This is a genomic window from Priestia megaterium, assembly GCF_023824195.1.
Classification (GTDB): Bacteria; Bacillota; Bacilli; order Bacillales; family Bacillaceae_H; genus Priestia; species Priestia megaterium_D.
In genome coordinates this window covers 1-20,066 of the sequence record NZ_CP085443.1, presented here as the reverse complement: position 1 = coordinate 20,066, position 20,066 = coordinate 1, and the positions used below count along the sequence as shown (strand labels likewise).

Genomic DNA, 20,066 nt, shown 5'->3' with positions numbered 1-20,066 from the left:
GTATATAACCTTCCAAGAAGCAGTATTATATTGGCTATTGGTGCTTATTATATACATTTCGAAGAAGGATAGATTTCGTAAGTTCGAGCTATATAATATAAGATTTTAATTTGATATAATATTATTTTGAATTTTTTACCACAAAAATCAATAGGGGGATACAATGAAATGAGTAAAAAAACAGCTTTGTTGCTTATCGATGTTCAAAACATCATGTTTTCTTATGAAGGTGGATCTTTATGGAATGAACAGCAAGTACTTAAAAATATTACTTCACTAAGGGAAAAAGCGCACCAATCTAATGTACCAATTATCTATATACAGCATACAGACTCCAGTTCCGATAGTATGCTTAGTGAAGGAAAAGTCACATGGGAAATCCACCGGGATGTTCGCCCCCTACCAACAGACACAGTTATTCAAAAATCTTCTTGGGACGCATTTTATCAAACAACTCTACATAAAAAACTTCAGGCACTTGAAATCGGAAAATTAGTCATTGCAGGCATGCAAACTGAATTTTGTTTAGATACTACTTGTAGAAGAGCATATAGCTTAGGTTATAAAGAGAATATCTTAGTAAAAGATGCCCATAGCACATTTGATACGACTGTGCTTTCAGCTTCTAAAATAGTAGAACATCATAATAATATGCTGGGTGGCAGATTTGTTACATTAAAAGAAGTAAACGAAGTTATATTTTAAGCTAATAAAAAACTTTTCAAAGGAAAAACAGCCCATACGACTTTATTTATAACTTTCTCTTACTCCTATGAAATAGGTATCTATAAATATTTGTCGAACTAATTAATACCCCCATTAAAAAAGAGTCAAAGTGAAAAATACAATAAACGGAGGAATTAATTTGCAAACTATGTTCCATTATAACTGGTTGGTTAGAGAAGAGTGGTATCAATGGTGTGAGAATATTCCACTAGAGGAATTGCTTCGGAAACGAACAGGAGGAGTAGGAGGAATATTACATACTCTCTTTCACATTGTTGATGTAGAGTGGAGTTGGGTTCGCGTTCTTCAGGGAAAGGATGATTTTCAGGAGAGTTTTGAGGAATATCAAAGCTTAGAAAAAGTTCGTCAGTTAGATACAAACTTTCAACCCGAGGTAAGAGAGTTTATTAGGTCTTGGAATCTAGAAAAAGAAAATAATATTCTTTATGACCCACAACCAGACGGAAGCATAGTAACTGATACCTGGGGAGAAGTTATGCGTCATATGATTGCTCACGAAATACACCATATTGGACAATTATCGGTATGGGCTAGGGAAATAGGAGAGAAACCAGTTTCAGCCAATTTAATTGGTAAAGAACTTGGCCATACATTGCCCAAAATTTAATTTAATGAACTCTATTGCGAGTTCTCATGGCTTGTAATTAAGAGACTATGGGCTTTTAAGTTTGGTATCTTCGATTACATGCACTACTCTTTACTAGTTACGGGAGGAAGGCACTCTCATGAATGCCTTTCTACCCAACCAAACTAAAGATTCGTGTAATATGAAATCCTGGTATGTCAGAGGCAGTTCAAGATCCATGGGCTTTCTTTTTTAGTTTCCATAAAACGGCTTATCGGTACTTATTAAATAAACGAATTAAGATATGTTTCTTTGTCACATATTAAAGCTTCAAGGTTAAGAGATTTAATTGTATCCTCGATATTTGTGTCTTTAGCTAGAAGCAATGTTATAAACGAATCATAAATTCCCATAAACGCAAAATCCATATTTTCATCTGTAATAATTGACTCATTAGGAGATAAGTTAGCTATTTCTAAAGATGACATATCGTTGATTTTAAATGAACCATTTGTGTCATGAATAGGTTCAGAAAAGTATAAAGTATTTGCCCCTTTCGAGCAGAGGATCTTTAATAAACTATTTAATATAAACAACGATGTACGATCTTCTTCAGGGTAATAAAAATCAGGATTAACCTTAACATAGGAAGCTAACTTTTTATATTCATCGCTAGACGTATCAGTCAGAGTTTGCAACGCTACCGATAATTCCTTGTAGGATCTTAAATTACTTTTGGACATTACTTCTTTCCATGATATTGGTTCCCCAAGGTTAAACATTTCTTCGTCACTAGGATATATATGCTGATAAGGGTTTTCCCTTTTTGATTTCTCCCAACCAGAGGGCATTTGAATAAAAGGATGTAATAGAATAGCAGCAGACTTAAAGCCATTAGGTAATTGAGATAAGATAGGTAAATCCCAGTCTAACCGTATATAATCCAACAATATATAAACATCTCCTTTTAATGTACTTAGTTACGTATATTTTATATGTATAGAACACTTACTTCTAGTTACCATAATGGGTTTTCTAGGTAGTTAAATAAAAAAGATTAGCTTCTTACAGCTAATCTTTTTTATTTAAGAGATAATATCCTAATTTCGAGACTAATATGAATGAGAATACTATCTTTAAGAATGTTTTAAAGGTAGTAATCATTACTGTAATAATCGATGGGACTTAGAGATAGCAACTAATTTTTCAACACAAGCTCTTACTATAATTCCAATTACAATATAATAAATAAAAGAGTATATATATTTCCATTTTATATAGATGACAAGATGCGCCCATATAGAAAAAGGTTCACCAATAAAAGCAAATGCGCTAGCCATACATATGAGTGAAACAATAAAAGATTTCCAGGTTCTAAAATATTGATACAATAACATGAACGTAACTGGAACCATGCTGAAATCAAAAGGTAAAGCGCCAGGATAAATGGGCAGGAATTGCGTAATGTACCCCCAGAAACGAAACGTAATTCCAATAAGATCTAGAAGAAATGTAATGATGATAATGAAGATACCAAACAATAAGGTTTCAAGGATTTGTTTACGGTTTAAAAAGATACTCCAAATGATCCAAGGAAGAATAAGAAAAACAAGAAGCAATCACCAGCTCCCTGTTAAAAATTCATCGTGTAACCAATACTTTATATCTAATTCTGCTATTTTATCTTGTAAGGACCTGACTCTCCAAAAATTCTCTATTCTTTTATCCATGGATTTATCCCCTTTATAATGATATACAACACTTTAATTTCCATTTTATTATTTGAGCATCTTATTGTTTTATGTAGCTCTTTATTACCTAAAAAAACATTCCCAATGAGGAACCAAAATTTCACATTGAGGTATTACACTGATATATATGGAGAAAATTAATAAAAAAAAGGAAGTTAGTGATGATAGGACTTATTATTGCAATTATTGCCTTTAATCTTATTGCTTTTATCGTAAATAAAAGACTAACAGCAAATCAAATAGTCCATATTTGGATATTTACAACTGCATTTCAATTAACTTTTGATCTTTATGTGAATTTTAAATATCACGGTTATTGGTACTTTACAAAAGGTGTGGATTGGAAGGCATTTCCCGCCCATGCTATATTAATTCCTCCTGTAAATATAATATTTTTGAATTGGTTTCCTTATAGAAATTTACTCAGTAAAAAAATAATATACTTAATCTATTGGGATATAGCATTAGTCCTTTATGAAGTTCTTACATTGCTTCCTGAACCTTGGGGATACTTTAGATATGGATGGTGGGATTGGTGGTATTCAGCAGCTATCAATCCTATCCTTCTTATGATTTTATTGGGATACTATAAATGGATATGTAAACTAGAAGAGAAAATTGTTCGTGGCCAATCGTAAAGCAAACATCACTCTTATATACGGTAAGGAGTAAATCTTGATTGCTTTATGTAGTAAATAGGTTATTGAAAAGAATGACGTATAGAATATGCATTTCTAATTTACATAACAGATCTTATCGAAAACAAAATATATTTTGTGAAAAATACGGTATTCTATGTTTTATTTTAAATTGGATAGGGTAAAGTATCTAGATGGATTGGAATTTTACAAGAAGCAGTCTTTTTTAGATCTGTTTCTTTTTTTAATTTAATAACTATAAAGTGAATAATGAATTGTTATGCTTTTTCTACATAATCATGATGTTAGTAGGTGAAAAAATGGAAGATGTATTGCTGAATAAAAAATTACAACAGATTACTGCCGTAATTTTAAATAAAAAAGAAGAATTTGCTGAACAAAAAAGACACTATCATTTTTATAATCATGATGTTTATGTTCAACTAGTTCCCTGGCGAGAGGAGTTAATTAAAATTTATGCAGAATCTATATCTATCGATGAAGAGCTTACTTTTCAAATCTTAGAAAAGTGGGGAATGGAAGTAGCAAATCTATTAACAACTCTTCAACTTCCTTTAGATATTGCTTTAGAAGAAATCAGTTATTATCGAAATCAAATTGGAGAAGTCATTACAGAAGAAGCAAAGAAAGAAAATTTTTCTTTTGATTTGTTCTCTAAAGTGATATCTAGATACAATTTAGTAGTAGATAAAGCTGTACACTGGGTAAGTAAATCTTATATGCAAGATTATACAGATAAGATTCAATCTGCTCAGTACGCTATAGATGAATTATCTATACCAGTAGTGCGTATAACAAAAGAAATTGGTGTAATTCCTCTTGTAGGAGAGATCGATACACATAGAGCTCAAATCTTAATGGAAAATGCATTAAAACAAGGTGATGCTTACAAACTACGTTGGTTAATTATTGATCTATCTGCCGTACCTATTATTGATACCATGGTTGCAGATCAACTCTTCAAAGTAGTTGCGGCTTTGAAACTTATAGGAATAGGTGTTGTGTTAAGTGGCATTCGTCCTGAAATTTCCCTTACAATGGTTCAGCTAGGTGTAAAATTAAGCGATATTGTCACATTCAACAGTCTTTATCGAGCATTAGATTACGCAAACTCTCAAATGAAGTAGATATGAATAAGTTTTTCACATATCAAAAAATGATTTTAGGCCGAATAGTTTTGCTTATTATGGCTTAGATCGCTCATTTTATAATTAATTTCTCATGTTAATAGTTAATTTATATAAACTAACCGAAGTAAATCCTTTGCTAATCATAGCAAAGGATTTACTTCGGTTTTATTAATATTCATTAAAATATTCTTGGATTTTTTTAGGATCCTTTGTTTTAGTTAAAGCAAGCATTAAGAGAATCCGTGCTTTTTGCGGATTCAACGAATCGGACGTAACAAACTTATCCTTATCATCTGATGTTTCATGCGTTACAACTCCACTTCCTACGCGGCTAGATCTAGTAATAACTACTCCTTTTTTAACCGCATCTCTAGCACCTGCCAAAGCAGCGTCAGATAGTAATCCATTTCCAGCTCCTGCAACTACTATTCCTTTTGCTCCTGCTATTACTGCTGTATCATAAAAGTATCTAGAATCATTTTGATACCCATATATGATGTCTACTTGAGGAAGTTTATCAAATTTTGAAATATCAAATACTGATTGTGTTGTATGCTTACGAGTTGGTTTATTATAAAATAATATCTTATCGCCAGCTATTTCTCCTACGTATCCCTGTTCTGGAGATTTAAACGTATCTACTGCGGTTGTATGTGTTTTTGTTATATAACGAGCTGCACCAATTCGATCGTTAAGCGTTACTAAAACTCCTTTATTCCTTGATTCTTTGGTAGATGCAACTTTCACTGCGTTATATAAGTTTAGTGGTCCATCTGCACTTATAGCTGTAGCTGGTCTCATTGAGCCAACCACAATCACAGGTTTTTCACTCTTTACTACTAAATCTAGAAAATAAGCTGTCTCCTCCAAAGTATCCGACCCGTGTGTTACTACAATCCCGTCAACATCCTTAGATGCTAATAAAGTATTAATTCGTTTAGCTAACTTTAACAAAATTGAATTACTCATATTTTGACTGCCGATATTTACGATTTGTTCTCCACTCACATTTGCTAGTTTTTTCAGCTGAGGAACAGCCTTAATTATTGTTTTAATATCAAGAGCTCCTGATTCGTATCCAGTTGTATCCGTGCTACTCTCAGAAGAACCTGCAATGGTACCGCCAGTAGCCAAAATCTTCACATTCGGTAAATCTTTTTTCACTGAATTTTTCACTGTCATTTTAGAAGCATTTGCTGATACATTAACGGATGATAAAGTCCCAGAAAATAATATAACGCCTGATAAAAAGGTGATCCCTAATATCTTTTTTAGTTCCATATGTATTTTTCTCCTTTTATGCAAAAGATATTTTCTGGTATTTTTGACAAGTTACGTGTAAAATATCCTAAAATTATTTGTGATAAATAAAGGAACTCCCCAAAGGAGTAGCAGGTTTAAGCCTGCCTTTGCTACATAAATGTTTCATAGCTGGTGAAACATCTATGTGAATGATTTATATCTTAATTGAGCAAACTACTCAAGATGCAATAGAGCATCATCTAACGACTATTGTTAATTCAACTTAAAGAAAAAGGCTATCTCTTTTGACTGGAAAGAGATGGTCTTTTTCTATTTTCAGACTGTATAGGCCATACAATCTTAGTTAAGTCGGGTAAGTTAGTCGCATCACTGCCCCTCGATTACCCGACTAAAACGTTTTATGAGCTAAATCACTTCTAATACACATGTAATGATTAACGTATTTTAGTGAAAATAACGTTAACCATTACATGCTTCGTAGAAAAAAATAGAGTCTTTTTCTACATGCGTTTAGAAAAATATTTCTCATTTTACTTTTTAATATCAAATAATGCTCCACAAATTCGTTATTTCATGACCATTCAGGAAGTTACAGCTTTATAAGCTGCAAAAAAACCTTAATAAAAGGGTTCTTTAGCATGATGTTTCAGATATTTTATATCATGCAAACCGGTCTCTACTTAAAATCAACGAAAGATTTTGTGGAAATTTATATTTACTTTGATTTGAAACGAGTAAAATTACTTAGTAACACTTTAGGATTTTTTGTAAATTCAAGGGAAGTTTTGTAGAAAGTATTTCATATGCGGAAAAAAACTAACATAATATATTTAATGTTAGTTTTTATAAGGAGTTTATTATAATGAATAATGAACACAATCTTTTGTTATGTAGAAGAGAAGTGAATCGCTTGAGAGAAGAATACAAGAATTGTGAAAAGGAACTGATTAAAAGTGAAATTCATAGGGATATTATATTATTGAGCGATGGGATAAAAGTTGATTATAAAGTAAATCGGTAGGAAATATACGTTCACTTATGTAATCAAATTTACTTATTTATTACACCAGTTTAACTTCATTTTCATTTCCTTGTAACTGGCATGCTTTATAATGAATTAGAGTAGTTGGACAATCATATGAAAGACAATTTTGAATTTAGGCGGTGGGATAATGAGCGAACAGACCTATTCTGACATACAACGTAAAAAAAACTCGATTATAGATTCTTTAATCCATTTAGGAATCTATAAAAAAGGAAACAAACAGCTCTATGAATTAACATTACATGAGTTAGAAACAGAGTATCATATAGTTAATCCAGCAATCCAAGACCTATCTTTTTAAGTTTTTGCTAATCAGAATTCATTTGTTAAGAGGAGGGTTAATCTATGTTTTTGAAAAAACTAATCAAAAATGGTTTAATTACGGTTAATTATTATGAAAATGGATCATTACAAACGTGTAAAGGCCATGTTTATAACCTTAATCTCCATGAACAGACCCTGTCTTTAAAAGATGAAAAACAAGGTATTTTCTTTATTCGTTTATCCGGTATTGAAGACATTTATTGATTTCCTTTATTTGATTTGAACTTAGTGAAGAATTTTCTCTGTTTTTTATGATAAATGGTCACTTTGTATGTATAAGAGATTTCTAGTTAGGGAGTCATAAAAATATCAAAGTGAAATAAAAAAGGGGGAGGAATGATGAGAGAAAACAAACAAATATGGTCTGACTTTATTGAGGAGGACCGATTTGAACTATATTCGTATCTTACTTATTTATTTAAACAATGTCACGATGAGAATCTAAGACAGTTAGAAGATGAAAATATAAAAGAATAAACCTATAAATAAAGCAAATTGGAAGGATAAAAAATGAAAATGAAAATAATGTAGGCGACCTTATGATTCTAATCGGATGAATAGGTCGTTTATTGCTTTTATAAATCTTTTCATAGAGAGCTAATTTGATGTCAAAAGAAAACGTAATGTTACATTTGAGGATTAATTTATGTAAACAGATTAAAGATTTACTAGAAGAAATAGCGCAGGGGAATTTAGTTTAAAAAAGAATATATATAAAATAAAACTTCCTAATTTTCTTTAAAGCTGGTAAGGAGAAAGTCTAATTATTAGTTTATGAATGATTTCTTTTTAGTCCTCTTAATATGGTATTAGTGCAAAAATCATCAAATCAAGCTAATTAAATTGCCCATGGGATTAACACGCCTTTACTACAGGAATAATTTCCCTCTTCCCCACTATCTTCTACGCGTATTCATACAAGTTCCCGTTTTCTAAAATAATACACTTATGTAACAGCTTCCCCCTGCAATATTACGTAGCATTTTCATTATAGAAAGTAGAGTGTTTCTTCTACACGCAGTTAAAAAGTTTTCTCGTTCAGTTTATAGTAACTATGTGGTATCCGGTTTTTAACCGTCTGAATTTTAGAAGGAGGAATACATTGTGAATACAGCTGTTAATGAATTGTATGATTTTGGAACAGTCGTAAAGGGGAAGCTATTAAATAATAATCTTTATGCTCATTATTTGAGTGATGCCATGAGAAGAGGAAATCATTTTGATTTTTTATATTATTTTTTGACAGCAACTGTAGATAGTCGAACACCTATACCTGAACATGTCTCTACTGTTTTTTTGAAGGTTCTTAGCAATAAAATAAAGTTGAGTGATCTTACTCCATTTATCATGGGAATGGTCGGGAAATAAACAAAAGTTAAGAGATATATGCCTTAAATCCTTTAATTGAGGCACCCATTTAGGAATCGGTTTAATAGTTCAGTTTAATCGGGATATGAATATGATTTAAAGATACGTCAATTACATTCGTTCCATTGATCAAATAAATCGATTAAATAACAGGAGGAGCACTTTATATGGATACTATATTAAGAGTATCATCAATATCAAATCCAAGTTCAGTTGCAGGTGCAATTACAGCCGTATTTAGAGAAAGAGGTAATGTAGAAATTCAAGTAATGGGAGCCGGCGCTTTAAATCAAGCGATTAAAGCTGTTGCGATTGCAAGGGGATTCATAGCTCCTAGTGGTGTTGATTTGGTTGTTGTTCCTGGGTTTACAAATATTTTAATCGATAATGAAGAAAGAACAGGAATCAAATTAATTTTAGGCCCTAGAAAAAAACGATAGATTTGCGTTAAGTAAAAAGGGCTTTTTAGCTTGTTATTGTCGATAATTGCTGTTATATAAACTAAAAAAGCATATAGTATGCATTTTCAAATGCAAAAAAACTACCTCAGGAGGTAGTTTTTTGAGAACATACACCATAATAAAATTGGAGTTGATGTTTCCATCTTTATAATCAATTTCAAATTTATAATGGTTTTATTCATCAAAAACTATAGTTATTTAACAGTTTGTTTTAATTCCTTTCCTGCTTTAAAAGCAGCCACTTTCGAAGCAGGAATATCTACTTCTTCACCTGTTTGAGGATTACGACCTGTTCGTGCTGCACGGTCCCGCACTTCAAATGTCCCAAATCCAATCAGTTGGATTTTTTCTTTCTTGGCAAGTGTGTCATAAATTGTTTCCAGTAGCGCATTTACAGCGTTTTCAGCATCTTTCTGTGTTAGTTCTGCTTTTGTTGCAACAGCAATAACTAGTTCCATTTTATTCATATTCAAACACCTCATCCTATTATTTTAACTTAGTATGTAGAGGTGTTAACCTAGCTTCTACACACTTGTTACCTTATAACATTAGATAGAAAGTGAAAAAAAACTCTTTTTGTATGATTTACATACGAAAATTCATATATTGTTTGGTATGATAAATTCCGCATAAGTATACTTAGATGAAAAGTATAAGTATAACTATAATTTTATAGATTTATTTATCTATATACTTCAATTACACGTTGCTGTTTTAGTGGGTGCTTTTGATATGCCATTATTTCTGATCGTCATAATTTGAAAGAAAGTATTTAAGCGTGTGAATTTCTCCTGAAGCTAGAAGATCTTCTTTCATTTTCATAACTCGAAGTTTTATTGTGTCACCCATTGTCGGGAAATTCATCATATCAAACCTATCTCCTAAACCTAATGGAATATTTTCCCCGTGCATGCTTCCTTCTTTAAAAAATTCAGAGGCTGGACCTTCCATCAATAAATTTCCATCTAAGTAAAACTCTACTTTTTCTTTTCCTGTGATTTTAGCCATAGCTTCCACTACCTTTTCCATAAGTTACTTCCGTTTAATGTTTTATATTATTCTGAATATTTTTGATGCCTATTTCCTATATTGGTTTAAAGATAAGTTAAATAAAATTGCAGGAAGTACAAATTGTATACCGAATTCTCTTTAACAAACAGAGTTATTTTTAAACCCAAGAGTTTCTGGTATGTTGACTAGAGATATATAAAACCTATACTGAGGAGATGAGTGCTAGTTGTATTCTTGGAGAGTAACGAAATATAACCCCTTAAAAAGAGATAATAATGGTTACTTTCTCAATGATGAATGGACCTGTTTTTCTGAAGTAGGAATAAATGTAGAGATGGATGAATATTTGAAAGTGGAAAAAAAGTATATTAATGCCGTTATAACATTCATGAATGAAATGAATATCAACAAACTTTATATAAAAGGGTTAGAACAATGGTCTGAAGATATAGAAGCTCAAGATGCAACTGAGTTCATATCAAAATTATGGATAGGACAATGGATAAGTATTCAAGAAGTAAAAAAGCTAGTAAAATTAACATTACGAAATGCAGTATGGTGTAAATTAGAGTTAGGAAACCAGTTCTTTGTCCATTTTGGCTATGATTATTATATGTACATAGGAACCTCTCAAAAATGTTTTAATGCTTTAGAAAAAGTAGTTTTAACAGGTCTCCATGTTGAGATGGTTGATTCCCCTTATCTATAACTTTGAAAAATAAATTTCTCAAATGTATGTTATATAAAGAATATTAGTTAATTAGCAGTCTTTGTTACTATTCGTCTAGAATAGTAAGGGTAGAAAAGATTCTGTATTAATATTACATATTTATATATATTTTTAGTGAATAGTGAAACTAATGATTTTCACAAAATACTTTATCATTTACTTAAGCATAACGACTGTTCTCGGAAATAATATACGAAAAGGCTCTTTATAGAAAAATAAATAAGCACCTTGATAAAATAGGGGTGCTTTTACGTATTTATTTCTTCTTTACCATAAAGTAATTCTTTCTTTAACGTATCAAAGTCTCTTTTAGCTACTTTTTCAATCTTATCAAATAATTCATCACCTTTGATTAATCCTTTTTCTTCTAGGATTTCTTCTAACGCTTTAAATCTTACTCTAGATAAAACAACCTCATTTACGGCATTAACCATCAACTTCTGATCTTTTGTAAGTTCTTTTTCTTTGGCTGGTTCTTGTTGTAACTTAATTCTAAATACGACTTTTGTGTCATCTGATATCTCTGCTGCTTGATAAAAAGTACTGTGTGTAATATTTTTCATTTTAAGTTTCTCATTCGTATCAACAATAGTAAGTTCAAAATGGGGGCTCTCGAAAAAGAAGTCGTATAAGTTATAATCTTTTTTTCCCATAACCGAAAATGCAAAACCAATCTTTTTTAGCTGCTCACCTGTAGTGGAATGTGTAGTGGTTTTTTCTTCAAAATTTTCAACGTTAAATTCAACATTATTAATAATTAATTGTTTCAACTCAACCACCTCTTTATAACTATTAATACGACGAGCCTTAAAAGATTCCCTGTTTTCTCAAAATAAAAAAGGACACTGATGAATTAGTATCCTTAAAGGATTATTTAGAAAGCCTCGCGCTTGAAAGGATAATTAGTGAAGGTTGATTGTAATGTCATATTTAAAGAAAAAATTATAATGTTTTGTGGTTATATAACAATGGTATGTGTGAAATTAAGGAACAAGATTCATTAGGAAAAGTTAAATTAGTATCAGTTTCTGAGTTTAAAGTGTTTAAAAAAACATCAGTTTTTTCTAATCCGATGTTTTTTAAGTACTTATAAATTTAGTTTAAAGCGTTAGAAAAGATAGATTTTCACGAATGAGTTGTTAACTTTCGTAAATTTTGAAGGGCAACAAAACCTGCTTTCGTTCCATTACCAACTAGAACTAAAGCAGTACATACTCCAAATGTTGCTAGATTTGAATGAGCAATCAATTGGGCAGAACAAAAACGAATATTACTTCTTGCAAGCTCAACGGCTTTTACCTCATATTTGAAATCACTAACTTTATAATTACCATACGAGTGTCTCATTCTAGGTAGATCCCCTTCGTAATCTAAAAACATGTTAGTTGAACTAGAATAAGATTTCATATGCAAATTTATAAGCTTGTCCAAATCTTGACTACACTTAATTGTTTTTTTATCTAAAAGTCCATAATTACTACCTAGATCAATTAATTCTTTCCTTTTTTTTGCAATGCACTTTCGTAAGTCTTTTATTTGACCTACTGAATTGATTACCATTAACATAGCTTTTTCTCACCTCATCGAAATTTTTCAGTTTCTAGGAAATTTAGTAGGTCTATAACAAAAAGATAGAGCTAATAAAAAATATTATGAGCAATATAAGATATAATGAAAACGGTTTCTACAAAACATATCAAAAAATTACAAGAAAATACAAAAATTATAGACATTAATGAGCTATCCCATTCGAAGAAGTATACTTTTTACTTTAAATAGATGTTTTTTAAGTCATTTTTTCACAGTCCAAAAAGGTGTACTTTTTGGGACTATCTATATTGGACAACCTTAATCACAAATTAATTATACATAGTTAAGGGGATTATGGTGCATAAGTGTTGAAATGTTGTTACTGAGAAGCTACCAGAAGAAGATATTCTTTATTTCGCGGGTCATTCATTCATTGCAATTCTGAGCGTTTCTCATAATACTGTTTTTAGTGAAGGAGTTGAGAAGATTGAAAAAAACCATATACTGGATTATTTTTATTTTGTTGATTATAGCTTATGTGACTGACGTAGAAAACATTGACTTAAAGGATTTATTCTCTTCATCACAAGAAAGTACCACATCCTATGATAGATAAAGTGATCTATTTTCCGACTGATAAATACTCTAAAACCGCAGCGCATATTGAACATACCATTAATGAAGGTAAGTCAGCTATTTGTACAATTAATCCTGATGGGGCAGAAGAGAACAGAAGCCAATCTTTAAAGGGGCTTCCTATTAAGTAAGGTTATGATAGAAGTGAATTTTCAATGACATTTTGTGGTGAAGGAGGAACAGGTGCAGAAATTGAGTATGCTAAGCCTGCTGATAATCGGAGCGCAGGTTCTTGGATATCTTATCAAGTCAATCAATTGCCGAGTGGAACAAAGGTTTTAATTCAGATAAAATAAAAAAGGAAAAATATGTGTGCATCTAAAATGAAAAGAACAGGTATTGTAAGGGAATTAGACGAATTGGGACGTGTGAAAATTCGATATGAATTATGTAAAGCTTTTGGGAGAGAAGATAATACAACATATTTAGAGCTACTCGTTATGGGCGGGTTTGTACAGGTACAGGAGACATTAAATGATCAAACATTGTTAGCATCGTACTTTAAAGCAATTGAATTAAAGCTAGATAAAGATTTCATTCTTATTCTTGAGGAAGAATTGAAAAGAAGGGCTCTACCCTTCATTACTAAAACAGATAGGAGTAATTAATTTAGAATTACGCTTCTATCTGTTTTTCCTTTTCTAGAACCCACATTAGAAATTCCTTTTCTTGATTAGTTAGCTTTCTATTTAAGGATTGTTCAAACTTTAAAACTAACTCTATAAAGCGCTGCATGTTATCCACTTATGTTATAACTCAACTCCTTGAGTTTATCTTTAAGTATAGGATAAGGTTAAGGTTTTTATTTTGTCAAATTTTGTTGGGTTTTAGTACTATAATTTAAGAATAAGCATAAGGAAGCCATTATAAAGATATTTCAATTAGACGACTAGCTCTTTTCTTTGGATGTCATATTGAGGTTAACTATGAGAAGGAGTGGAAGAGATATAAGCATGAATTAATCTTTGTAGATCAAGTAATCTGGACCATCAAAGATTTATTTTGAAAATGAAACATGTTAATTTAAAGTAAATAGCGATTAATGGAATCTCATCATAAAACATATATAGATAGACAGAGCTGAATTAGATAAAAAGAGAGTAAACCATCTTTTTTATTTGTTTGCTCTGGGAGAAAGTATTAATCATAGATAGGTGGTTCTGAGGTAAAAGTACTAAAATGTTGAAAAAGCACCCCTGAACGGGTGCTGTGAATTAAAGAAGTTCATCGTTCTGGTTTTTTAGGAACTTGCTTTCTAACTCTAATTGCTTCATTCGTCGTTGTAATCCTAAATTCTCTAAGTCTTGTTCTAACTCAGAAGATAAATCAGTTTGTTCTTTAGTATTCCCCATTTGTTCTCTAGTAGTTGCCAACCTCGTTTGTTCTTTTGAGTTCATATTAACAGCTCCTTTCTTGTGACTTTCTAGATTCGACATAGCAGATGAAATATCCTGTAAAAAGCCATTTACCTAGAAATGCAATAGCAGTACAATACAAAAAAACATCCGTTTACAGTTTACATAGGATGTTTTTATTCTACTCTTATTTCGTTTTCATCTTTATAGCCTGCTCCTGGCGAGCTTCAATTTTTTCTTCAATCTTTTCCATGACCTTTTTATCTTCTAGTATTTTATGTCTGTTTTCATTGACTAGGTTTTGAAAAGAGGGTTTTAACTTTCTCATAATGGCACTTCTTTCTCACTGTTTAGTTTAGTCCGTAGACAAGTATGATTATAACGGTTAAATGGAAAAAAGCAATTATTTGCTATCAATATCCCTATGTGTTACACTATATTTAACTTGTTTTTGTTCGGTATAAGATTGAGAGAAGAAAAAACCTTAAACAGAAGTTTTTATCTTGAAATAGTATGATTGGGCAAGAGAGGTAATACATTTGTGGAGTATTCCACAGCAGGAGGCAACATTATGACACAAGGTACAGTAAAATGGTTTAATGCAGACAAAGGTTTCGGTTTCATTGAAATCGAAGGCGGAGACGATGTATTCGTTCATTTCAGTGCTATTCAAGGTGAAGGTTTCAAATCATTAGAAGAAGGTCAAAAAGTAACGTTTGATATCGAGCAAGGTCAACGTGGAGCACAAGCTGCTAACGTTCACAAAGCATAATCAAAAGTGATAACAAAAAGGACTCCTTATGAAGGAGTCTTTTTTTATGGTCTTATAATTAGAAAACCATGATTTATCTACTATTAGTTCAATAGAAAACCCAGGCTTTAAAAAAAGCCTGGGTTTTAGACAAGACGATCGATACAAGGTATAACTAGTTATAACATACAATAGAAATAGAAAGCAAATGCAATTAAATTAACTATATTTTCAATTAAATTAAATAATATAGTAGTAATATTTAATCTATGCGATAGCATTGGTACAAATTATCTTCGATGGGGATTAAGGGGGATTTTATTAATAAGCCGTTCTCCAGCTTCCATGTGATTTCCACACAAAGGGCATTTTTGGTGGTTGTCGTAAGAGAAATCTTTTCTCATCCAGCCCTTACAATCTTCTACTGTACATTCCCAAACCTCTGTTTGTTCTTGAGCTAAAGGTTCTTGATTTCTTTTGCCGTAATAATACATACTAACATCACTACTCCTCATATCATATTATAGCTTATAAAGGAGTAATAATCATTTATATGAATTGGTGTTTTTTACCATTTTATTTTCATTGAATAATGCACGGAATTTTTGATATGAGAATTTCTAAACACTTGCTAATAATCTCCTAATCTTGAATTCGATTACATTAATCCACTAAAAATGTAAATAGCATGCCGTGCTATAATAAATAAGAACTAAATACCAGGGCAATGAACTATGGGAGAATTAAAACAAGAAGATCTAGATGCAGCTAAACTGTATGAGAAGGGATTTAAGGGGAGGCGTTTTATAAGCTTCTTTATGGTCATGAACCTCATTTTCACCATGGCTATAATAGGAGTTTTAATAGCTCCTCAAATTCACGAAATTTTTCAATAGGTAGCATTTGGCATATATGGTCTTACTGTACTTTCTTTCATCCTTATGCGTGAAGTAGCAATATGAATCTTTAGTAGTATGGATGCGAATTGGATAGAATTTTGGCTTTGTTTTCAGTGCGTTTGGCGCGATCACTATGTTCATCAATGTACTTTATTTTAAAGGAATTTGTCTTCTTATGTTGAAGGTGAAAATCATATACCAAAAGGGGAAATACAATGAATCCATACGAACAATTACAATTAAATAAAGAGTTAGAAGCGATTGCAAAAAAACGAATTGAAATTCATAAAAAGCGAATAAAATTATCTGAGGAGTTAGAACAGGACTTTGATAATAAAGATCTTCAAAATAGAATTATTGAGTTAGAGGAAGAAAGCCAAAAACTTAAGAAAAAAAGTGAAGCTTTACAGAATAACTTTTAAGCATCCTCTTAAGGATGCTTTTTTTGATTAAAGTAAGTTTTTAAAAATAGATAATTTTACCGAAGCTACATGTGTGAATTTGAGTGAATTACTGCTTTTTTACGTCGCCTCTAGGATTTCTTTCGAGCATCTAGCATAGCTAACAAAATAAAAAGGCAAAAAGAAGTTACTTCGTTGCCGCGTAAGCTTTTACCTTATTATAAAATGTCGCTTTTTTCATTTCTACTTTCTTCACAAATGCTACAGCAGTAACTTTTCCAGATGTCCATTCTTTCTTTGTGTGTATTACTAATAATGTTCATATCTTCTTCTTTTGCTTTTTACTTGTAACACTTACTGAAGTAGTACACCCCTAAACTAAGCCACCAACGCAATGAGGGTTAGTTTAGAGATTAGTTTAATCGTGGAATCATTTCGCTTATCACCGGTAATCAAGTGGTTATTTATAGGGACTTTCCAGAAGTTTCGCGACTTTTTGGCGACTTTTATTTCGAGTTATTATAAATAATAAAACTCCATTTTACCTCAAATTAAAATATATTGTCAATAAAATTTTGTAATGTTTTTAAAAAATGTTATAATAGTCTTACAATTGTTTTTTTAATCATATTTTGAATTCCACTTTATTTTTATGCAGATAGAATTATGGACACGTTTTTTCAATATCCGTGTTTAAACCGAGGGAAAATTCAAACAGTTGTGTGAGCTTTAAAGGTAAGTTAGTTGAATAAAATTATCAATTTACTATCTAATAGTAACCGAGTTTTTATTCTACAAGGAGGCCTAGAATGATGAATCTAATCAATAAGAAAGTTACACACAAGCATTTTGGTACGGGTAGTATAGTTAAATATAATGATTCTAGTATTGAAATACATTTCGCATCGGAAAATAAAAAGTTTGTTTTCCCCGATGTATTTGGAAAGCACCTAAAACTACATGATAAAAGTGTTGCTGATTCACTTGAACAAATTATACGAAAAAAGGAAATGGAACTAAAAGAGGAAGAATGGAAGAAGGAAGAGGAAAAAAAACTACAACGAAAAAACCAGGAACTTCGCTGGGGACATGAAAAACTTATGAAAAATCATAAACTTCATTCTGAATCACAAATGGTTTTTTGGTGTGACACAGAAGAACAGAATAGTTCTTTTTTAGAGTGGAAGGTTTTTTCAGGCGTAATAAAAAGTGGTAATAACAAGGGGAAGCCAACCAAACCCACCCGTTTGCACCAAAATAGTGCTGTCTTGTTAACAGCAATAGATTCCAGTATGCCTGAAAAAGACAGACGTATCTTAGGCGTCTATATGGTGAATGAAGATTTTATCGGTAAGCTTTGTGAAGATGGATATATTCCTGCTCATTCAAAATACAGACTCCAACTTACAGAACAGGAATCGGATCAGATGCTTTTCTGGGAATATTATGTAAAAGAAAGGTCATCCCAAAAAATGACATGGAATACAGGTAAATACCGTTATTTTGATAATTTATGGATGGCTCAAATTTTGCTTGATATAGTTTCGTTAAAAAGTGACCCAAAGGAACGAGAGCAGGCACAACAATTTTTTGAACATTTTTGTAAAATGAATCTCATAACAGCTGAGGAGTTACCAAAGCCTAATGGCGCATTAATGCGTATGTAAACGTTAGCCCAAAGATAATAAGAATGATTAGGGACTGACACATTTTTCCCACCCATCATTAATGGCGAACATTCCTTGGCTCTGTTCGCTAATAAAAAGGCAAGAGAAGAACGTAGGAGAGGTAGAAAAGAGACAGTAGGTCATAAAAAAATCTATAGAAAATAATCCTTTACTATTTTATGACTATATACTTTACTAGTAGTAACCTTTATTGGAATAACTATCGAGGAAAGGTTACTTACTTTTCGAGCCCATATACCAGAATGAGGAAAATCTATACGGATTGATGTAAGCTTTTCTCAGCTCTATTATAAGAATAATACGATAATCTTATTATTTTTAATAGGAGAGAAGATGAGGGATATAAGCGTCAAAATATTTAGTAATGGAGAAACAGTAACTATAAGAGTATCGAATGAATTAGTAACAATCTTAAAAAGTCATTATGTAAAAAACATGAAAAGATACTCTTATACGGTTACTAAATATCCAAGTACTTTTTTCTTTGAAGAAGAGTTAATGAAACAAGAATAATAAGTAGATAATGAGGAGATACACTTATGCTTAAATTTAAAGTTATTTTCGAATTTATAAATGGCAGGACAAAGGAATTAAAATTTGAAGCCACATCAAAGAAAGAAGTCATTAGTCATATAACAAAATATGAAAGATTCATTTCGAATGAAAAAGAGCTAGTGCACATCAATTTAAATAATGTGGTACAATTTATGGTTACAGAAGAAAAATAACAATAAAAACTAGGCATCTATTAATTGAGGTGCTTTTTATTTTAATAGATAGCCTGATTTAAGAAATAAGCAGCACTATAAGATTTAGAGCCTCTTGATTCCATGAGGTGTCATCAGTGGCAAGCACTTACGAAAAACAGGTGCTTTTTTTAATGTATTTTTGTAAGTCTTTTATTTGACCTACTGAATTGACTACCATTGACATAGCTTCTTCTGACCTCATCGAAATCTTTCAGTCTCTAGGAAATTTAGTAGGTTCATAATAAAAAGATAGAGCAAATAAAAAATATTATGAACAATATATGAGAGAATGAAAACGATTTCTACAAAACATATCAAAAAAATACAAAAAATATAGACATTAATGAGTTAATCAGTCCGAAAAAGTATACCTTTTAGTAGTAAGATGAACTACTTATTACTTATAGATTTAGCATAAAGATTGGGTTTTTCACCATACTTATAATAAGGATAAATTGAATCTGTTAAGTAGCCTAAAGGTGGTGAGTTTTTATGAAAAATAGAGATAAAAGACGAAAAAAGAAGCGTGACTTTTTAAAGGATTACTTGAAAAATAAGTTAGGAAATTGGAAGCCTAGACTTGGCAAAGAACCTACCTCTAACTCTAAGACGATGACTCATGAAAATAGAAACCTTGATTAGATAATATGTAGGTATTTAGAAGTTTTTCACCATGAAAAACAGCCCCACTTAGAAGTCTATCTCTAGGGGGCTTGCTTATGAGGCATATTTATTTAACGGCTTCTTTTAATTCTTTTCCTGGTTTAAAAGCAGGAGACTTTGAGGCCGGAATTGTCATTTGTTCACCTGTTTGAGGGTTACGACCTGTAAGCTCTGAGCGCTCACGTATTTCAAATGTACCAAATCCAACTAATTGAACTTTTTCTTCCTGAGCAAGCGTATTAGATATCGTTTCAAACAACGCATCCACAGCCTTTTTTGAATCCTGTTTCGTCAGTTCAGATTTTGTTGCAACTGCATCTACTAGTTCAGTTTTATTCAT

At 31.5% G+C, this 20,066-nt stretch carries 31 protein-coding genes; 20 read left to right on the top strand and 11 right to left on the bottom strand.

Annotated features, from left to right (window positions below):
• Positions 1-168: 168 nt before the first annotated feature.
• The gene (locus LIS78_RS26925) at positions 169-705 is read left to right on the top strand and encodes a cysteine hydrolase family protein (RefSeq protein WP_252285421.1); all 537 of its coding nucleotides are present in this window, start codon (positions 169-171) and stop codon (positions 703-705) included.
• 160 nt (positions 706-865) lie between these two features.
• On the top strand, positions 866-1,354 hold the full coding sequence (locus LIS78_RS26920) for a DinB family protein (protein ID WP_209152010.1): 489 nt from the start codon (positions 866-868) through the stop codon (positions 1,352-1,354).
• A 242-nt stretch (positions 1,355-1,596) separates the two neighbouring features.
• Here LIS78_RS26920 and LIS78_RS26915 read toward each other — a convergent pair whose 3' ends face one another.
• Together LIS78_RS26915 and LIS78_RS26910 are read right to left on the bottom strand one after the other, a co-directional pair.
• Positions 1,597-2,262 carry a DUF2711 family protein gene (locus tag LIS78_RS26915; protein ID WP_252285420.1) on the bottom strand — a complete coding sequence of 222 codons (666 nt, stop codon included), beginning with the start codon at positions 2,260-2,262 and terminating at the stop codon, positions 1,597-1,599.
• Positions 2,263-2,475: 213 nt separating this feature from the next.
• Positions 2,476-2,931: a CBO0543 family protein gene (locus LIS78_RS26910; protein ID WP_252285419.1), complete on the bottom strand. Its 456-nt coding sequence runs from the start codon at positions 2,929-2,931 to the stop codon at positions 2,476-2,478.
• Positions 2,932-3,224: 293 nt separating this feature from the next.
• Between LIS78_RS26910 and LIS78_RS26905 the strand changes: the two genes are divergently transcribed.
• Both LIS78_RS26905 and LIS78_RS26900 read left to right on the top strand, forming a co-directional pair.
• Positions 3,225-3,701, top strand: a complete 477-nt coding sequence (locus tag LIS78_RS26905) for a hypothetical protein (RefSeq protein ID WP_209151928.1) — start codon at positions 3,225-3,227, stop codon at positions 3,699-3,701.
• A gap of 320 nt (positions 3,702-4,021) precedes the next feature.
• Positions 4,022-4,849, top strand: coding sequence for an STAS domain-containing protein (locus LIS78_RS26900; protein ID WP_209151929.1), 828 nt, complete (start codon positions 4,022-4,024; stop codon positions 4,847-4,849).
• 171 nt (positions 4,850-5,020) lie between these two features.
• Here LIS78_RS26900 and LIS78_RS26895 read toward each other — a convergent pair whose 3' ends face one another.
• Positions 5,021-6,133, bottom strand: coding sequence for a type II asparaginase (locus tag LIS78_RS26895; protein ID WP_252285418.1), 1,113 nt, complete (start codon positions 6,131-6,133; stop codon positions 5,021-5,023).
• Positions 6,134-6,977: 844 nt separating this feature from the next.
• On the opposite strand from LIS78_RS26895, the gene LIS78_RS26890 reads away from it, so the two are divergent.
• The 6 genes from LIS78_RS26890 to LIS78_RS26865 all read left to right on the top strand — a co-directional run bounded on the left by LIS78_RS26890 (position 6,978) and on the right by LIS78_RS26865 (position 9,292).
• Positions 6,978-7,136 carry a hypothetical protein gene (locus LIS78_RS26890; protein ID WP_252285417.1) on the top strand — a complete coding sequence of 53 codons (159 nt, stop codon included), beginning with the start codon at positions 6,978-6,980 and terminating at the stop codon, positions 7,134-7,136.
• A 151-nt stretch (positions 7,137-7,287) separates the two neighbouring features.
• Positions 7,288-7,461: a Fur-regulated basic protein FbpA gene (locus tag LIS78_RS26885; protein ID WP_080743217.1), complete on the top strand. Its 174-nt coding sequence runs from the start codon at positions 7,288-7,290 to the stop codon at positions 7,459-7,461.
• A 44-nt stretch (positions 7,462-7,505) separates the two neighbouring features.
• Positions 7,506-7,688: a YolD-like family protein gene (locus tag LIS78_RS26880; RefSeq protein WP_209151932.1), complete on the top strand. Its 183-nt coding sequence runs from the start codon at positions 7,506-7,508 to the stop codon at positions 7,686-7,688.
• 135 nt (positions 7,689-7,823) lie between these two features.
• Positions 7,824-7,961, top strand: coding sequence for a hypothetical protein (locus tag LIS78_RS26875; RefSeq protein WP_230185045.1), 138 nt, complete (start codon positions 7,824-7,826; stop codon positions 7,959-7,961).
• Positions 7,962-8,588: 627 nt separating this feature from the next.
• Positions 8,589-8,852 (top strand): hypothetical protein, encoded by a 264-nt coding sequence (locus LIS78_RS26870; protein ID WP_209151934.1) that lies wholly within the window; start codon positions 8,589-8,591, stop codon positions 8,850-8,852.
• A 167-nt stretch (positions 8,853-9,019) separates the two neighbouring features.
• Positions 9,020-9,292 carry a stage V sporulation protein S gene (locus LIS78_RS26865; protein ID WP_209151935.1) on the top strand — a complete coding sequence of 91 codons (273 nt, stop codon included), beginning with the start codon at positions 9,020-9,022 and terminating at the stop codon, positions 9,290-9,292.
• 215 nt (positions 9,293-9,507) lie between these two features.
• Here LIS78_RS26865 and LIS78_RS26860 read toward each other — a convergent pair whose 3' ends face one another.
• Both LIS78_RS26860 and LIS78_RS26855 read right to left on the bottom strand, forming a co-directional pair.
• Positions 9,508-9,780: an HU family DNA-binding protein gene (locus tag LIS78_RS26860; protein ID WP_252285416.1), complete on the bottom strand. Its 273-nt coding sequence runs from the start codon at positions 9,778-9,780 to the stop codon at positions 9,508-9,510.
• Positions 9,781-10,051: 271 nt separating this feature from the next.
• Positions 10,052-10,342 (bottom strand): hypothetical protein, encoded by a 291-nt coding sequence (locus tag LIS78_RS26855; RefSeq protein WP_192101183.1) that lies wholly within the window; start codon positions 10,340-10,342, stop codon positions 10,052-10,054.
• 208 nt (positions 10,343-10,550) lie between these two features.
• Between LIS78_RS26855 and LIS78_RS26850 the strand changes: the two genes are divergently transcribed.
• Complete coding sequence (locus tag LIS78_RS26850) at positions 10,551-11,033, top strand: hypothetical protein (RefSeq protein WP_252285415.1); 483 nt, start codon at positions 10,551-10,553, stop codon at positions 11,031-11,033.
• Between the two features lie 269 nt (positions 11,034-11,302).
• Here the strand turns inward: LIS78_RS26850 and LIS78_RS26845 are convergent, their stop codons facing one another.
• Positions 11,303-11,833, bottom strand: a complete 531-nt coding sequence (locus LIS78_RS26845; RefSeq protein WP_252285414.1) for a hypothetical protein — start codon at positions 11,831-11,833, stop codon at positions 11,303-11,305.
• Between the two features lie 346 nt (positions 11,834-12,179).
• Positions 12,180-12,620, bottom strand: coding sequence for an aspartyl-phosphate phosphatase Spo0E family protein (locus tag LIS78_RS26840; RefSeq protein ID WP_252285413.1), 441 nt, complete (start codon positions 12,618-12,620; stop codon positions 12,180-12,182).
• A gap of 569 nt (positions 12,621-13,189) precedes the next feature.
• On the opposite strand from LIS78_RS26840, the gene LIS78_RS26835 reads away from it, so the two are divergent.
• Genes LIS78_RS26835 through LIS78_RS31725 form a run of 3 tightly spaced genes read left to right on the top strand, consistent with a single transcriptional unit; the run spans position 13,190 to position 13,828 of the window.
• Positions 13,190-13,351 carry a hypothetical protein gene (locus LIS78_RS26835; protein WP_245210732.1) on the top strand — a complete coding sequence of 54 codons (162 nt, stop codon included), beginning with the start codon at positions 13,190-13,192 and terminating at the stop codon, positions 13,349-13,351.
• A gap of 24 nt (positions 13,352-13,375) precedes the next feature.
• Positions 13,376-13,516 (top strand): hypothetical protein, encoded by a 141-nt coding sequence (locus tag LIS78_RS26830; protein WP_245210733.1) that lies wholly within the window; start codon positions 13,376-13,378, stop codon positions 13,514-13,516.
• 27 nt (positions 13,517-13,543) lie between these two features.
• Positions 13,544-13,828 (top strand): sporulation histidine kinase inhibitor Sda, encoded by a 285-nt coding sequence (locus LIS78_RS31725; protein WP_425334731.1) that lies wholly within the window; start codon positions 13,544-13,546, stop codon positions 13,826-13,828.
• Positions 13,829-14,434: 606 nt separating this feature from the next.
• Here the strand turns inward: LIS78_RS31725 and LIS78_RS26820 are convergent.
• Both LIS78_RS26820 and LIS78_RS26815 read right to left on the bottom strand, forming a co-directional pair.
• Positions 14,435-14,617, bottom strand: coding sequence for a hypothetical protein (locus LIS78_RS26820; RefSeq protein ID WP_252285412.1), 183 nt, complete (start codon positions 14,615-14,617; stop codon positions 14,435-14,437).
• 145 nt (positions 14,618-14,762) lie between these two features.
• Positions 14,763-14,903: an FbpB family small basic protein gene (locus LIS78_RS26815; protein ID WP_080743162.1), complete on the bottom strand. Its 141-nt coding sequence runs from the start codon at positions 14,901-14,903 to the stop codon at positions 14,763-14,765.
• Positions 14,904-15,146: 243 nt separating this feature from the next.
• Between LIS78_RS26815 and LIS78_RS26810 the strand changes: the two genes are divergently transcribed.
• Positions 15,147-15,347 carry a cold-shock protein gene (locus LIS78_RS26810; protein WP_013056497.1) on the top strand — a complete coding sequence of 67 codons (201 nt, stop codon included), beginning with the start codon at positions 15,147-15,149 and terminating at the stop codon, positions 15,345-15,347.
• Positions 15,348-15,616: 269 nt separating this feature from the next.
• On the opposite strand, the gene LIS78_RS26805 is transcribed toward LIS78_RS26810, so the two are convergent.
• Positions 15,617-15,820: a cold-shock protein gene (locus tag LIS78_RS26805; protein ID WP_016763693.1), complete on the bottom strand. Its 204-nt coding sequence runs from the start codon at positions 15,818-15,820 to the stop codon at positions 15,617-15,619.
• 620 nt (positions 15,821-16,440) lie between these two features.
• Between LIS78_RS26805 and LIS78_RS26800 the strand changes: the two genes are divergently transcribed.
• The 5 genes from LIS78_RS26800 to LIS78_RS26780 all read left to right on the top strand — a co-directional run bounded on the left by LIS78_RS26800 (position 16,441) and on the right by LIS78_RS26780 (position 19,705).
• On the top strand, positions 16,441-16,647 hold the full coding sequence (locus tag LIS78_RS26800; protein ID WP_252285411.1) for a hypothetical protein: 207 nt from the start codon (positions 16,441-16,443) through the stop codon (positions 16,645-16,647).
• A gap of 791 nt (positions 16,648-17,438) precedes the next feature.
• A complete protein-coding gene (locus tag LIS78_RS26795; protein WP_252285441.1) occupies positions 17,439-18,293 on the top strand; it encodes a malate synthase in 855 nt (284 codons plus the stop codon).
• Positions 18,294-18,647: 354 nt separating this feature from the next.
• The gene (locus tag LIS78_RS26790) at positions 18,648-18,827 is read left to right on the top strand and encodes a hypothetical protein (RefSeq protein ID WP_245210728.1); all 180 of its coding nucleotides are present in this window, start codon (positions 18,648-18,650) and stop codon (positions 18,825-18,827) included.
• A 26-nt stretch (positions 18,828-18,853) separates the two neighbouring features.
• On the top strand, positions 18,854-19,042 hold the full coding sequence (locus LIS78_RS26785; protein WP_053488355.1) for a hypothetical protein: 189 nt from the start codon (positions 18,854-18,856) through the stop codon (positions 19,040-19,042).
• Positions 19,043-19,555: 513 nt separating this feature from the next.
• A complete protein-coding gene (locus LIS78_RS26780) occupies positions 19,556-19,705 on the top strand; it encodes a hypothetical protein (RefSeq protein ID WP_209151828.1) in 150 nt (49 codons plus the stop codon).
• 88 nt (positions 19,706-19,793) lie between these two features.
• On the opposite strand, the gene LIS78_RS26775 is transcribed toward LIS78_RS26780, so the two are convergent.
• Positions 19,794-20,066, bottom strand: a complete 273-nt coding sequence (locus tag LIS78_RS26775) for an HU family DNA-binding protein (protein ID WP_252285410.1) — start codon at positions 20,064-20,066, stop codon at positions 19,794-19,796.

Coding starts and splice junctions, on each gene's coding strand:
- LIS78_RS26925 (WP_252285421.1), top strand. CDS start 169: ATGAGTAAAAAAACAGCTTTGTTGCTTATCGATGTTCAAAACATCATG.
- LIS78_RS26905 (WP_209151928.1), top strand. CDS start 3,225: ATGATAGGACTTATTATTGCAATTATTGCCTTTAATCTTATTGCTTTT.
- LIS78_RS26900 (WP_209151929.1), top strand. CDS start 4,022: ATGGAAGATGTATTGCTGAATAAAAAATTACAACAGATTACTGCCGTA.
- LIS78_RS26895 (WP_252285418.1), bottom strand. CDS start 6,133: ATGGAACTAAAAAAGATATTAGGGATCACCTTTTTATCAGGCGTTATA.
- LIS78_RS26890 (WP_252285417.1), top strand. CDS start 6,978: ATGAATAATGAACACAATCTTTTGTTATGTAGAAGAGAAGTGAATCGC.
- LIS78_RS26885 (WP_080743217.1), top strand. CDS start 7,288: ATGAGCGAACAGACCTATTCTGACATACAACGTAAAAAAAACTCGATT.
- LIS78_RS26880 (WP_209151932.1), top strand. CDS start 7,506: ATGTTTTTGAAAAAACTAATCAAAAATGGTTTAATTACGGTTAATTAT.
- LIS78_RS26875 (WP_230185045.1), top strand. CDS start 7,824: ATGAGAGAAAACAAACAAATATGGTCTGACTTTATTGAGGAGGACCGA.
- LIS78_RS26865 (WP_209151935.1), top strand. CDS start 9,020: ATGGATACTATATTAAGAGTATCATCAATATCAAATCCAAGTTCAGTT.
- LIS78_RS26860 (WP_252285416.1), bottom strand. CDS start 9,780: ATGAATAAAATGGAACTAGTTATTGCTGTTGCAACAAAAGCAGAACTA.
- LIS78_RS26855 (WP_192101183.1), bottom strand. CDS start 10,342: ATGGAAAAGGTAGTGGAAGCTATGGCTAAAATCACAGGAAAAGAAAAA.
- LIS78_RS26840 (WP_252285413.1), bottom strand. CDS start 12,620: ATGTTAATGGTAATCAATTCAGTAGGTCAAATAAAAGACTTACGAAAG.
- LIS78_RS26835 (WP_245210732.1), top strand. CDS start 13,190: ATGATAGATAAAGTGATCTATTTTCCGACTGATAAATACTCTAAAACC.
- LIS78_RS26830 (WP_245210733.1), top strand. CDS start 13,376: ATGACATTTTGTGGTGAAGGAGGAACAGGTGCAGAAATTGAGTATGCT.
- LIS78_RS31725 (WP_425334731.1), top strand. CDS start 13,544: ATGAAAAGAACAGGTATTGTAAGGGAATTAGACGAATTGGGACGTGTG.
- LIS78_RS26820 (WP_252285412.1), bottom strand. CDS start 14,617: ATGAACTCAAAAGAACAAACGAGGTTGGCAACTACTAGAGAACAAATG.
- LIS78_RS26815 (WP_080743162.1), bottom strand. CDS start 14,903: ATGAGAAAGTTAAAACCCTCTTTTCAAAACCTAGTCAATGAAAACAGA.
- LIS78_RS26810 (WP_013056497.1), top strand. CDS start 15,147: ATGACACAAGGTACAGTAAAATGGTTTAATGCAGACAAAGGTTTCGGT.
- LIS78_RS26805 (WP_016763693.1), bottom strand. CDS start 15,820: ATGTATTATTACGGCAAAAGAAATCAAGAACCTTTAGCTCAAGAACAA.
- LIS78_RS26800 (WP_252285411.1), top strand. CDS start 16,441: ATGAATCCATACGAACAATTACAATTAAATAAAGAGTTAGAAGCGATT.
- LIS78_RS26795 (WP_252285441.1), top strand. CDS start 17,439: ATGAATCTAATCAATAAGAAAGTTACACACAAGCATTTTGGTACGGGT.
- LIS78_RS26790 (WP_245210728.1), top strand. CDS start 18,648: ATGAGGGATATAAGCGTCAAAATATTTAGTAATGGAGAAACAGTAACT.
- LIS78_RS26785 (WP_053488355.1), top strand. CDS start 18,854: ATGCTTAAATTTAAAGTTATTTTCGAATTTATAAATGGCAGGACAAAG.
- LIS78_RS26780 (WP_209151828.1), top strand. CDS start 19,556: ATGAAAAATAGAGATAAAAGACGAAAAAAGAAGCGTGACTTTTTAAAG.
- LIS78_RS26775 (WP_252285410.1), bottom strand. CDS start 20,066: ATGAATAAAACTGAACTAGTAGATGCAGTTGCAACAAAATCTGAACTG.